Origin of the sequence: Salegentibacter salegens (assembly GCF_900142975.1) — a bacterium.
Lineage (GTDB): Bacteria > Bacteroidota > Bacteroidia > Flavobacteriales > Flavobacteriaceae > Salegentibacter > Salegentibacter salegens.
The window spans coordinates 3,570,860-3,582,886 of record NZ_LT670848.1 but is presented as its reverse complement, the minus strand read 5'-3'; the positions used below and the strand labels follow the sequence as shown (position 1 = coordinate 3,582,886).

Below are 12,027 nucleotides of genomic sequence, written 5' to 3'. Positions count from 1 at the left end.
TTATTTTTGCATTTTCATTTCCCTTACCATCTGTTCTACTTTTATAATATTAATAGCGTTTTTACCGGTAGGGAATTCCCATTCTACCTTGTCTCCCTGGGCATAGCCAAATAAGGCCAGAGCCATTGGGGCAAGAATAGAAATCTTATTTTCTTTAATATTGCTATGATCTGGAGTAACAATTTGGTATGTTCTATTTACACCAAAAGGAGTAGCGATTTCAACCTTAGAGTTAAATCTCACCACATCTTCGGGCATATTTTTTTCACTCACAATTTTAGCAAAATCAAGTTCGTTCTTTAGCTTTTCTATAGAGGCACGATAGGTACTATCTTTATAATATTGCGCCATGGAAACTATACGTTTTAAAAGCTCATATTCTACCTTTTCAATTATAATGACATCATATTTCATTTCTACACAACAATTAATTAAGGAAAAATACCTCGCTGGTTATAAGCAGTCTCTATCCTGGAAATGGCCAAAATATATGCGGCAGTTCGCCAGTCGGTTTTTCGTTCTCCAACCTCTTTTTCAACCTTTTTAAACACCTGAAGCAATTTTTTCTCTAATTTCTGCATCACCTCGTCCAGTTCCCATAATTCGCCATTTCTATTTTGTAGCCATTCAAAATAACTACCTATTACTCCTCCTGAATTACATAAAATATCGGGAATAATGGTGATTCCTTTTTCTAACAAAATCGCTTCACCTTCTTCGTTTGTAGGACCATTAGCTCCTTCAGCAACTATTGATGCTTTTATTTTGAAAGCATTATCGCCGGTAATCTGGTTACCAAGCGCGGCAGGAATTAAAATATCGCATTCCAGGCCAAAGAAATCTTCCGGATCCATTTCCTCTGCTTCCGTAAAGCCCTGGATAGAACCTTTTCTTGGGCTTGAATGTTCAAATAAATTTTCTACAGAAATTCCTTCCTCATTAAATAATGTGGCGTGGGCATCCTGTACGGCAATCATTTTAGCACCGTCTTCAATTAAGAATTTTGAAGCCCAATAACCTACATTTCCAAATCCCTGTACAATAAATGTTTTGTCTTTTAAAGATTCTCCACGAGATTTTACAAGTTCTTTGGTGGTTAAATACACCCCAAAACCGGTAGCACGGTCGCGGCCTTCCAAACCTCCTGAGCCAACCGGTTTTCCGGTTACCACGTGTTGATTTTGAGAACGCTCTGAGGTTGAAATTGTAGACATATAGGTATCTGCAATCCAGGCCATGGTTTGCGCATTGGTATTCACATCTGGTGCAGGAATATCATGTTCCGGACCTATATTTTCCCCTAAGGCATAGGTAAACCTACGGGTAATTCGCTCCAGTTCTGCATCAGAATAATTTCTGGGATCTATCTGGATTCCTCCTTTTGCTCCGCCATAGGGTAAACCTGCTAAAGAAGTTTTCCAGGTCATCCACATGGCAAGTGCCTTGGCAGCATCTACATCTACCGTTGGGTGGTAACGTAAACCGCCTTTATATGGTCCCAGGGCATTATTATGCTGCACCCTATAACCGGTAAAAATCTCTACTTTTCCATTATCCATTTTTACAGGAAAATGTACCACTATCTCATTATTAGTAATTTCAAGTATTTTCTTAATATTCGGGTTTAGATCAATGATGCCGGCCGTTTTATTAAACTGTTTAATAACCGTATCATACATACTTTGTTTGGGCATTGACTTTGTCGCTATCATTCTTTTAAAATTTTATTGAAAATGTTCACAATACATTTTTCTGTTGTCTTTCCAGGTGCAGTGGTGCCTTAAATCGCAATTAAAACAAAGCGTTTTAAAAAGTTCACTACCTGCATGCTGCAGCTCCTTTTCGCTTTCTTCCAAAACTGCCGGTCTTTCCATTTCAACTATATTCATAGAATCTGTATTTTGGAAGACCTTAAAGCTAAAGCTGTGCCCAAAAAATTAAAAAATGAGTAAATTAATTTTAATGTATTGATTATCAATGAAAAACAAAGAAAAACAGAATTCCTCCTATTTTCTCTACTGGAAAGAAATTACCCGGATGGGAGATAATTACCCGGAGCTTATTTAATCTTTTCGCGTAAGGTTTTACGGTCTATTTGAAGAATTTCTGCAGCTTTAGATTTATTCTGATCTACGGCGGCAAGAACTTTTAGAATGTACTTTTTTTCTACCTCTTTTAAGGCAACTAATTCTTCATCTACAGTTGGAACCTGATATTTTACTGAAGCAGGTAAATCTTTCGGAAGAATTTCGTTTTCACTCATAATTATTGCCCGTTGAATCACGTTTTCTAATTCCCGAATATTCCCCGGCCAATTATAACGCTTTAAAATTTCAACAGTTTTATCAGATAACTTTAAACCACTTTTTCCGTAATCCCGCTGGTATTTTTCGAGAAAGGTTTTGGCCAGCGGTAAGATATCTTCTTTTCGCTCCCGCAAAGGCGGTGTAAGAATATCTACCACATTTAAACGGTAATAAAGATCTTCCCTAAAAGTTCCCTTTTCTACCATCTCTCGTAAATCACTGTTCGTAGCGGCAATAACCCGAACCTGGATTTTTTCTGAATTTCTGCCCCCCAGTTTTCTTACTTCTTTTTCCTGAAGTACGCGCAATAATCTAACCTGAACCGCCAATGAGGCAGCACCAATTTCATCTAAAAAAATAGTACCTCCATTGGCCGCCTGAAAGTAACCCTCACGGGTTTCTGAAGCGCCGGTATAAGCACCTTTAGTGGAGCCAAATAATTCTGATTCCAGTAAATTCTCCGGAATAGCACCACAATTCACCGCGATAAAAGGATTTTGGGCAAAAGAACCTTTATAGTGAATTGCCCGTGCCACCAGTTCTTTACCGGTACCGCTCTCACCTCTTATTAAAATTGTAGCGCGGTTATTTTTCACTCTCTCTATAATATCTACCAGTTCTTCAAATTTTGCTGAAGAGCCAACCATCCCGGCGTAATTCGTACTTATTTCTTTAGGAGCAGTTGATTTTTGAACTGAAGTCCGGTTTACTAAAGATTTTTTAACCGAAGTGAGTAACTCGGTTTTCGTAAAAGGTTTTGGCAAATAATCTAAAGCGCCAGATTTTATTGCTGTAAGTGCGTTATCTATAGAAGGATAACCGGTAATTACCAGTTTAGGAATTTCAGGGTAATGATCGCCTACATATTTTACCAATTCCATTCCATTCATTCCCGGCATTTGCAAATCGGTGATCAATAAATCTATACTGCTGTGCTTTAAAATATCTATAGCTTCCATCACCGACCCTGCCTTGTAAGTATGGTAATTCTCCTTTTTAAGGTTACGATCTAATACTTCCAGCATGTCATAATCGTCATCTACTATAAGTATGTTTTCTTTGCGTATAGACATATTAGAAGTTTAATGGCAATTTAATTTTAAAGATAGTTCCTTTTGGAATGTTATTGGCAATGCTAATCTCTCCTTTATGACTTTTAATAATGCCATGAACAACGCTTAAACCAAGCCCGGAACCTTCTCCAAGGGGTTTAGTAGTATAGAAAGGTTCAAAAATTTTATCTTTTACTTCAGGATCAATCCCTTTTCCTTCATCGGCAATTTCAATAGTATAATGAGTTTGGTCACTATAAACAGCGATAACAATTTGCGAATTTTCGGGTGAATAATAAATCGCATTAATTACCAAATTAAAAAAGACCTGGGTTAATTGTATCGGGTCTACCTGGGCTTTTAGGGCAGGATCCTGAATATTAAATTTAAACCGAATATTTGCTTTTTTAAAATTGGGCTTTAAAAGCGAAAGGGCCTGGGTAATTATTGGTTTTACCTTAATCTTTTTAATGTCTTGCGGCATATCACAGGAGAAAAACATAAGTTTTTTTACTACTTCCCGGGAATAAATTGCTGAATTAAGGATTTTTTGAGCATCTCGTTTTGTTTGCTTTTCAGCAGTCTTTTCTTCTATAAATTCAGCAAAGCCTAAAATATTACCTAGTGGAGTATTTAGCTCGTGAGCTATTCCCGCGGTAATTTCTCCTAATATGGCTAGCCGGTCATTTCTTGCGGCAGTTTGTTTTAGATGCTCTTCCTGTATTTTAATATTTTGGCGTTCAAAGAAAAGGGCAATTTCATCGGCTATTTTATCTAAAAGCCGTTGTTCTTCTACCAGAAAATGGGCCTTAGATAAATCTGAAGCCGGGTAGTGCACCTTGATGAAGCCTACCTCATTTTCAGAAATTTTGATTATACTTTTCTGAGAATAACCTTCTTTTGGAATTAGGTTAGAGCTCAAATGATAAGATTCACATTGTATCTCTACAGTAGCAAGCTCTGGAAAGCGCCAGGCATTTTTTAGAATTTGCACAATAGATTCTAAAGTAGCTTCATAGGAACCATCAAACTCTCTTAGGGCTGATGAAACCTCATAAAGACAGGAGAGTTCTTTAATTCGCTCTTGCAACTTCTCTTCTACAGAAATACTTTCTGGTACCATCTCAAAAGGATTCTTTCAACAAAGATAAGAGGATTTCTTAAGCTAAATTAATCAGGTTGGGAACTCGCTCAAAACTTTTGGTAATCCAGGCACTTTTAAAATATTGAGTTTTCAAGTTTAGAACTAAAAAAAGCGGCCTTTAGAGCCGCTTTACTAATTCAAATATTCAGTTTCTATCGAGGTTGAAAAGAAAAACGTTGACCTCCAACTGAAACTCCTGCCATTGCACCACCTTTTGGAATGGTAACTACGGCAACTCCGTCTTGAAAATCAATACTTTGAGATGCTCCTTTATCCAATATTACGGCAGACGCATTTGCCGAAAGCTCGTAATCACCTTTTTTAAATCTTTCAAGGTCGGCATCTGTTTCAAAGAAAAGTACTTCAATAAATGCTTTTCCTCCCGCCTGCAAGCCTATGTCTACCTGTTTAAGATCTGCATATCCTACTATGTTATTGTTTTGGTAAACAACACCATTACCAGATGCGCCTCCAATTACATAGGCTCCTTTACCCACGTTTGGAAAAATAGCATAACCGGCAGAAGTATTAAGCAATTCAGTGGCGTTAGCGTGATTCTGCCTTATTTCGTTTCTGGCATCAGTAGCATCACTTCTAAGATCGTCTTCCGTATTTTGCATACTACCACAACTTGCAAAAAGCAAAAGTGCCATTACAAATAATGGTTTGTAGAAATTGTTAGTTAGTGTTTTCATTTCTTCTTTATTTTTTGGTTTCCTTATTAAAGTAGCCATTCCATTAATCAGAAATTGTTAACCGACTGTTATTTTGCTTAATATTAGCTTTTTAGCGCTAAAAGTTAAAGAAATATAAAGTTGGGAAATACATTGAAATAGTGCGTGCCGTAACGAGTTTATAAATTCCGCTTGCAAAAGCTGAAGTGGATTTAATTTAGGAGAAGAATTGTTCTTCATTTTTCTTATATTATAGTTTTTACTTAACCACTATAGTTATTTAATATTAAAAATAAAATTCCATAAGAAATAATTATAGTAATTTTATCCTATTAATCCTTTAAAACTCTCCTAATTATGGAAAAAAACGATCACAGAAATCACCCCGATAACCACAAGGTATGGGAAGTAAACGAATCCAGCCGCTGTCCTTTTATGGGTGGAGCACTCGATAAAACTGCAGGTAGCGGAACCTCCAACCGCGACTGGTGGCCTAACCAATTAAACTTATCAATTTTAAGACAACACTCCAATTTGTCCACTCCTATGGACGAAAATTTTAATTATACTGAAGAATTTAAAAGTCTTGATCTAAAAGCTGTAAAAAAAGATATTTTTGAGCTTATGGAAGATTCCCAGGAATGGTGGCCGGCCGATTACGGGCATTACGGACCATTCTTTATACGTATGGCCTGGCACAGTGCAGGAACTTATCGTATTGGCGATGGGCGTGGCGGTGCCAGCTCTGGTTCACAACGTTTTACACCTCTAAATAGCTGGCCAGATAACGCTAACTTAGATAAAGCAAGGCTTTTGCTATGGCCAATTAAACAAAAATATGGAAGAAAAATTTCCTGGGCAGATCTTATGATTCTTACCGGAAACTGTGCCCTGGAATCTATGGGATTAGAAACCTTTGGATTTGGCGGTGGCCGTGAAGACATTTGGGAACCAGAAGAAGATATTTACTGGGGTTCTGAAGGTGAATGGTTAGGAAACAAAGAAAGATATTCAGAAAATAACGAATTGGAAAGCCCCTTAGGAGCTTCGCACATGGGGCTTATCTATGTAAATCCAGAAGGACCTAACGGAAATCCCAATCCTATTGGAGCAGCCAAAGATATTCGTGAAACTTTTGGCCGAATGGCGATGAACGATTATGAAACGGTTGCACTTATTGCCGGTGGCCATACCTTTGGAAAAACTCACGGTGCGGGAGATGCAGAGCAATATGTAGGTGCAGAACCTGCAGGAAGTGCTATTGAAGAAATGGGACTTGGCTGGAAAAACACCATGGGAAAAGGGAATGCCGAAAATACGATCACCAGTGGAATTGAAGGAGCCTGGACTCAAACGCCAACTAAATGGAGTAATAGCTTTTTTGATAACCTTTTTAAATATGACTGGGAATGCGTTAAAGGACCCGGTGGAGCTTACCAATGGAAACCAAAAAATAATGCCGGAACCGGTACCATACCAGATGCTCACGACCCTTCTAAAAGTCATGCCCCTTTTATGCTTACCACCGATTTAGCTTTAAAGGAGGATGCTGCATACGAGAAGATTTCCAGGAATTTCTATGAAAATCCTGAAGAGTTTGCTGAAGCTTTTTCTAAAGCCTGGTATAAATTAACACACCGTGATATGGGACCGCTTTCTCGTTATTTGGGCCCGGAAGTTCCTTCAGAAGAACTTATTTGGCAAGATCCGGTACCAAAGGTAGATCACGAAATAATTAACGATAAGGACGTAGCTGAGTTTAAGAAAAAAATCCTTGCTTCAGGTTTAACGATTTCACAGTTAGTAGCTACTGCCTGGGGCTCGGCTTCTACTTTTAGAAATTCAGATAAGCGAGGTGGAGCTAATGGTGCACGTATAAGACTTGAACCACAAAGACACTGGGAGGTTAACAATCCGCAGCAGCTGCAGAAGGTAATAACCAAACTTAAAAGTATTCAGAAGGAATTTAATAATGCACAATCTGGAAATAAAAAGGTCTCCATTGCAGATCTTATTGTGCTGGGAGGCTGTGTAGCCATTAAAAAAGCGGCAGCCGATGCAGGTTTTGATATTGGTGTTCCGTTTACACCGGGACGTACCGATGCTACTGCTGAACAAACTGATGTAGAAGCGTTTGAACCATTAGAACCAAATGCCGATGGTTTCCGTAATTATGCCAGGAACCGGGATAATATTTCGGCTTCTGCAGAAGAAATGCTTGTAGACAGAGCGCAATTATTAAGCTTAACTCCCCCAGAAATGACGGTTTTAGTTGGAGGTATGCGTGTGTTAAATACCAATTTCGACGATTCTAAACACGGTGTATTTACAAATCGCCCGGGGCAGCTAACCAACGATTTCTTCAAGAATATTCTGGATATGCGAACCACATGGAAAGCAACTTCAGATTCTCAAACAGAATTTGAAGGAAGTGACCGCTCTACTAATGAAGTTAAGTGGACAGGTACAAGAGTAGATCTTATTTTTGGATCGAACTCAGAACTTCGCGCTTTAGCAGAAGTTTACGGTTGTGATGATTCTCAGGAAAAGTTTGTAACAGACTTTGTAAAAGCCTGGGACAAAGTTATGAACCTGGATAGGTTTGATGTTTAATAAAGGTAATTATAAAACTAGTTAAAAAAAGCAGCCACATTCTCTGGCTGCCTTTTTTTATAGATAAAATAAATATTACAAATTAACTTATAAATATTTGAAGCTTCCCTGAAACATTACAATTCATTTCACATCAAAATTAGTTTAGATTTGCTGCATACATATATTATCAGCTTACATTAATCATTGTATAATTCTTAAACCACCTTATTCAGTAAAAAACACAATAAACAGTTTAAAAAAAAATTCGTAATTTCATTAATAATCATAAAATAAATTAATATTGCTATTTTTTTGTATATTCTTATTTGAAAAGAGATAAAAAACAATGAAAATTGACCCCCAAATGGTAGATGAATCTACCCCCTACTCTTCTTTACTAAATGATGATAATTTGCTTCTGCAAACTCAAAAGGAGGAATTACCGATAGACTTCCCAAAGTCCTGTAACAAAATTAATTTTAACAATCTAACTGCATTTTGGAAAAGGTTGGTTTCTAGGCCCCAAAGTTTACCTCAAACCTCAAATTCAAGTATAAGTAGTATTCTGGAAAACGAGAAAAATATATCCTCTACTCAAATTATAAAAACCGTTCTCTCTAAAAAATTAGAATTACCCCTTGATTCGATAAAACTTTCCAAGGCCCTGGAAGAATGTAATAAAATTTTTCACGAAGATTATCCCTTTGATTTTATTCTCGAGTATGAAGGTAAGCGGTTAGGTATGATATTGCTGGACAGGTGTTATAACTCAAAAAATGAGGAGAAACTTATTTATAGGTTTAATTCTAATTTAAAAAGTTTCGAAGGTTTATTTTAGTCTTCCACACCAGTAACCTTCTTTTTTCTATTTCTTCTTTTAAAATATCAAAAATTTTGAAAGTCTTTCTAAAGGCACAAACTACCTTTTGCGATAAAGTGTTTCTTCAAAATCGATATAAGACTTTTCAATATTATTTTTAAAATTTGTGGGGATATTATGCACGGTTAAGTTCAAAAATCTACACAATTATTCTTCTTTTCGCACTCAAGACTTTCACCTGCCAATTAAAAATTACTCGCATTAAGCCTATAATTACTACGTCTCCATTTATTGAAGATAAGGCTTAATCCTATTGGCATAATATTGACTATATCCTACCATATCAATTTATAAGTATTCTCTTACAAATTTCATAAAAAATTGATTTTTAGACCTTAAGACTGCACTTAGACGATTGAATTGCTTGTTTTATCGATTTTAATAATTAGTTTCGCGACAAAATTATTCGCCAAAAAATAGAGTTGAATGCCCCTATCCCTACACCCATATGAAATTCTTTATTTCAGTACTTTTTGTACTAACGCCCCTATTATGCCAAAGCCAGAAGACACAAAACAAAAATTCCAAAAATAAAAACTTACACTCCTCAATTAATGTAAACGGCGGTAATATTTCTAACGCAGAAGGAAGTCTGTCCTATTCCATTGGCCAGGTTTATTATTCATCTCATAATGAGGAGGAAATTACGGTTACCGAAGGTGTCCAACAACCACTCATAATTTATACAGCACCTGTAGAAAAAACGAAAAAAGATTTCGAGGTGCTAGCCTATCCGAACCCAGTAGCCAACAATTTTACAATTGATGCTTCTAGTTATGCTAACCGGTCTCTAAATTACCAGATAGTAGATCTAAATGGCAGGTTATTAAAAGAAGATCGCATTGAAAAACCCGGTTCCAAAATAGATATCTCTCGTTTTTCAGCAGCTATCTATCTGTTAAGAATATCAGATAACGATCAGCATATTAAAACAATTAAAATTATAAAAAGGTAATAGAATGAAGTGGTTATTTAAATGCTTGCTCTTAACATTAATTCATGTCAGCGTGTTTGGACAAACTCCAGAAAAGATGAGTTATCAGGCTGTAATTAGAGATGAGTCGGGAGCTCTGCTTAAGAATTCTAATGTAGATTTAAAAATTATTATTAGAAAAGGTACTATTAAAGGTTCCAGCGTGTATGAAGAAACTCACCAGGCAATAACTAATAAGAATGGTCTTTTATCTTTGGAAATTGGTACAGGATCTATAGATAAAGGTTTCTTTAATGAAATCAATTGGTCTCAAGGTCTCTTCTTCATAGAAACGCTCGCAGACCTTAATGGCAATTCAAATTACAAAATTAATGGCATTAGTCAAATGCTAAGCGTGCCTTATGCACTACACGCAAAATCTGCCGATTCGTTTACTGGTATAATTACGCCATCCCAAATGCCAGACTTTTATACTGCAGATCAAGTTGATGATATTTTAAAAGAGATCAATACGGTTGAAGGTGTTACTCAATCTTTAAATTCAAATAAAAACTCCCTGACCATAACCGGCGGAAATTCTGTTTCGTTTGAAGGCTGGGATACCAATGCCGCTGATGATTTTGATGGTGATTATTCGAGTCTAACCGGTGCTCCCAAAGTTTACACCCAGGATGAGGTAGATGCTTTTAAAACAGAAATTATGAAAGATGTCGAAGCAAATTGAGGGTGTAATCTCAAGTCTGTCTAGACTTTGAAAATTAAATTAAAATTTTTAGACTAGATTATGACACAAGAAGAGATTAAGGAATTAAAGGAAAAAGCATTAAAACAATTTTTATCAGGAGAATCCCTAACCGGCAAAAACGGCGCTTTTGCTCCAATGCTTAGGGAGTTTATGGAAGAGGCCCTGGAAGCAGAAATGTCTTCGCACCTTTCCGATGAAGAAAAAGGCTCAAAAGCAGGTAATAAGCGTAATGGCAAAGGCAAAAAGACCCTAAAGAGCAGCCAAGGGGACGTCACCATTAACACGCCCCAGGATCGTAACAGTACCTTTGAGCCGGAGATCGTAGCGAAACGCCAGCGTATCCTGGCCGATAATTTAGAAAAGCAGATTATAGGCATGTACGGGATGGGCAATAGCCTGCGGGATATCTCAGCTCATATAGAGGAAATGTATGATTCCAAGATATCCACACACGTTCTAAGTGATATTACGGACCGGGTGATTCCCAAGGTTAAGGAATGGCAGGATCGCCCCTTGGAGCCGGTATATTGCATCCTATGGCTCGACGCGATGCACTTCAAGGTACGCGAAGAAGGCAAAGTAAAGCACAAGGCCTTGTATAATATTTTAGGAATAAATAAAGCTGGAAGAAAGGAAGTGCTGGGTATGTATATCTCGGAAAGTGAAGGGGCCAATTTTTGGCTTCAGGTGCTGACCCAATTAAACAACCGTGGCTTAAAAGATATTCTGATTGCCTGTACGGATAATCTTACGGGCTTTAGTGAAGCCATTCATTCTGTTTATCCCAAGACTGATATTCAGCTATGTATTGTCCACCAGATCCGCAATAGTATGAAGTATGTGGCCAGTAAGGATCAAAAAGATTTTATGAAAGACCTTAAACTGGTGTACAAGGCTGACACCAAAGACCAGGCTGAATCGGCTTTACTGGATCTGGAAGAAAAATGGGGCAAAAGATATCCCATAGTGATCCGTTCCTGGAATGATAACTGGGACCGATTGAGTGCTTATTTTGAATATACCGCACCCATTAGAAAACTCATATACACCACAAATGCCGTAGAGGCTTTTCACCGGCAGGTAAGAAAAGTAACCAAGACCAAAGGCGCTTTTACCAATGATATGGCACTATTGAAGCTGGTTTACCTAGCTACCAGAAGAATTGAAAAGAAATGGAACGCCCCACTGCAGAACTGGGGTTTGGTAGTTCAACAATTAGCTATTAAATTTGAAGGTCGGCTAGAGTTGGACTTAGCCACCAATGAAACGAAAAACTAAAATTTTCTTCTCCCGGGGGTACCCCCGGGAGAAGAAGCAGACAGAGTTGAGCTAACACTCCCAGCAAATTATACAGAAAAGGCTGAAGTAATATCTTTTACATCTTCAAGAAGTGTTAACCCTAATGTTGTTGGAAATATAATTGCCTGTTTTTACTCATCTACCTTCCCCATATATTTTGGATTTTCAGCAATGCAAGTTGGAGAGATCAATTTGGAGGCACAAGGTACTACCTTAACAGTAAACGGAAATTCAGGTGTTGTAATTAACGGTAATTCGGGTGGTTATAGCAGCATTGGAAACGACGAAGTTTATACCGGTGGTATTATTAGAAAAATAGCTAACAATTCTTATATCATATTATAATGAAAACATTCCTTTACATATTACTTTTCACAAAATCTCCACGTTCCCCGAAT

12 protein-coding genes are annotated in these 12,027 nt (G+C 37.3%); 6 read left to right on the top strand and 6 right to left on the bottom strand.

What is annotated here, in order from left to right:
* From B5488_RS15915 to B5488_RS15895, 6 genes are all read right to left on the bottom strand, one after another.
* Entirely contained in the window at positions 1 to 414 is a 414-nt protein-coding gene (locus tag B5488_RS15915) for a GreA/GreB family elongation factor (RefSeq protein ID WP_079736155.1), read from the bottom strand.
* Between the two features lie 17 nt (positions 415 to 431).
* Entirely contained in the window at positions 432 to 1,712 is a 1,281-nt protein-coding gene (locus B5488_RS15910) for a Glu/Leu/Phe/Val family dehydrogenase (RefSeq protein WP_079736154.1), read from the bottom strand.
* A 12-nt stretch (positions 1,713 to 1,724) separates the two neighbouring features.
* Positions 1,725 to 1,889 carry a hypothetical protein gene (locus B5488_RS17915; protein ID WP_154045357.1) on the bottom strand — a complete coding sequence of 55 codons (165 nt, stop codon included), beginning with the start codon at positions 1,887 to 1,889 and terminating at the stop codon, positions 1,725 to 1,727.
* Between the two features lie 170 nt (positions 1,890 to 2,059).
* The gene (locus tag B5488_RS15905; protein WP_079736153.1) at positions 2,060 to 3,379 is read right to left on the bottom strand and encodes a sigma-54-dependent transcriptional regulator; all 1,320 of its coding nucleotides are present in this window, start codon (positions 3,377 to 3,379) and stop codon (positions 2,060 to 2,062) included.
* Position 3,380: 1 nt separating this feature from the next.
* Positions 3,381 to 4,481, bottom strand: a complete 1,101-nt coding sequence (locus tag B5488_RS15900) for a sensor histidine kinase (RefSeq protein WP_079736152.1) — start codon at positions 4,479 to 4,481, stop codon at positions 3,381 to 3,383.
* Positions 4,482 to 4,654: 173 nt separating this feature from the next.
* Positions 4,655 to 5,197 carry a lipid-binding SYLF domain-containing protein gene (locus B5488_RS15895; RefSeq protein WP_079736650.1) on the bottom strand — a complete coding sequence of 181 codons (543 nt, stop codon included), beginning with the start codon at positions 5,195 to 5,197 and terminating at the stop codon, positions 4,655 to 4,657.
* A 336-nt stretch (positions 5,198 to 5,533) separates the two neighbouring features.
* Between B5488_RS15895 and katG the strand changes: the two genes are divergently transcribed.
* The 6 genes from katG to B5488_RS17910 all read left to right on the top strand — a co-directional run bounded on the left by katG (position 5,534) and on the right by B5488_RS17910 (position 11,974).
* On the top strand, positions 5,534 to 7,789 hold the full coding sequence (gene katG, locus B5488_RS15890) for a catalase/peroxidase HPI (protein WP_079736151.1): 2,256 nt from the start codon (positions 5,534 to 5,536) through the stop codon (positions 7,787 to 7,789).
* A 328-nt stretch (positions 7,790 to 8,117) separates the two neighbouring features.
* Positions 8,118 to 8,609: a hypothetical protein gene (locus tag B5488_RS15885; protein WP_079736150.1), complete on the top strand. Its 492-nt coding sequence runs from the start codon at positions 8,118 to 8,120 to the stop codon at positions 8,607 to 8,609.
* A gap of 490 nt (positions 8,610 to 9,099) precedes the next feature.
* Positions 9,100 to 9,606 carry a T9SS type A sorting domain-containing protein gene (locus B5488_RS15880; RefSeq protein ID WP_079736149.1) on the top strand — a complete coding sequence of 169 codons (507 nt, stop codon included), beginning with the start codon at positions 9,100 to 9,102 and terminating at the stop codon, positions 9,604 to 9,606.
* A gap of 4 nt (positions 9,607 to 9,610) precedes the next feature.
* Complete coding sequence (locus B5488_RS15875; protein WP_231919755.1) at positions 9,611 to 10,309, top strand: hypothetical protein; 699 nt, start codon at positions 9,611 to 9,613, stop codon at positions 10,307 to 10,309.
* Positions 10,310 to 10,369: 60 nt separating this feature from the next.
* Positions 10,370 to 11,608 (top strand): IS256 family transposase, encoded by a 1,239-nt coding sequence (locus B5488_RS15870; RefSeq protein ID WP_079733433.1) that lies wholly within the window; start codon positions 10,370 to 10,372, stop codon positions 11,606 to 11,608.
* 192 nt (positions 11,609 to 11,800) lie between these two features.
* Positions 11,801 to 11,974, top strand: a complete 174-nt coding sequence (locus tag B5488_RS17910; RefSeq protein WP_154045356.1) for a hypothetical protein — start codon at positions 11,801 to 11,803, stop codon at positions 11,972 to 11,974.
* Positions 11,975 to 12,027: the final 53 nt, after the last annotated feature.

What these genes read in the sequence shown, in the direction of transcription:
- B5488_RS15915 (WP_079736155.1), bottom strand. Translation starts at nt 414, where the DNA reads ATGAAATATGATGTCATTATAATTGAAAAGGTAGAATATGAGCTTTTA.
- B5488_RS15910 (WP_079736154.1), bottom strand. Translation starts at nt 1,712, where the DNA reads ATGATAGCGACAAAGTCAATGCCCAAACAAAGTATGTATGATACGGTT.
- B5488_RS17915 (WP_154045357.1), bottom strand. Translation starts at nt 1,889, where the DNA reads ATGAATATAGTTGAAATGGAAAGACCGGCAGTTTTGGAAGAAAGCGAA.
- B5488_RS15905 (WP_079736153.1), bottom strand. Translation starts at nt 3,379, where the DNA reads ATGTCTATACGCAAAGAAAACATACTTATAGTAGATGACGATTATGAC.
- B5488_RS15900 (WP_079736152.1), bottom strand. Translation starts at nt 4,481, where the DNA reads ATGGTACCAGAAAGTATTTCTGTAGAAGAGAAGTTGCAAGAGCGAATT.
- B5488_RS15895 (WP_079736650.1), bottom strand. Translation starts at nt 5,197, where the DNA reads ATGAAAACACTAACTAACAATTTCTACAAACCATTATTTGTAATGGCA.
- katG (WP_079736151.1), top strand. Translation starts at nt 5,534, where the DNA reads ATGGAAAAAAACGATCACAGAAATCACCCCGATAACCACAAGGTATGG.
- B5488_RS15885 (WP_079736150.1), top strand. Translation starts at nt 8,118, where the DNA reads ATGAAAATTGACCCCCAAATGGTAGATGAATCTACCCCCTACTCTTCT.
- B5488_RS15880 (WP_079736149.1), top strand. Translation starts at nt 9,100, where the DNA reads ATGAAATTCTTTATTTCAGTACTTTTTGTACTAACGCCCCTATTATGC.
- B5488_RS15875 (WP_231919755.1), top strand. Translation starts at nt 9,611, where the DNA reads ATGAAGTGGTTATTTAAATGCTTGCTCTTAACATTAATTCATGTCAGC.
- B5488_RS15870 (WP_079733433.1), top strand. Translation starts at nt 10,370, where the DNA reads ATGACACAAGAAGAGATTAAGGAATTAAAGGAAAAAGCATTAAAACAA.
- B5488_RS17910 (WP_154045356.1), top strand. Translation starts at nt 11,801, where the DNA reads ATGCAAGTTGGAGAGATCAATTTGGAGGCACAAGGTACTACCTTAACA.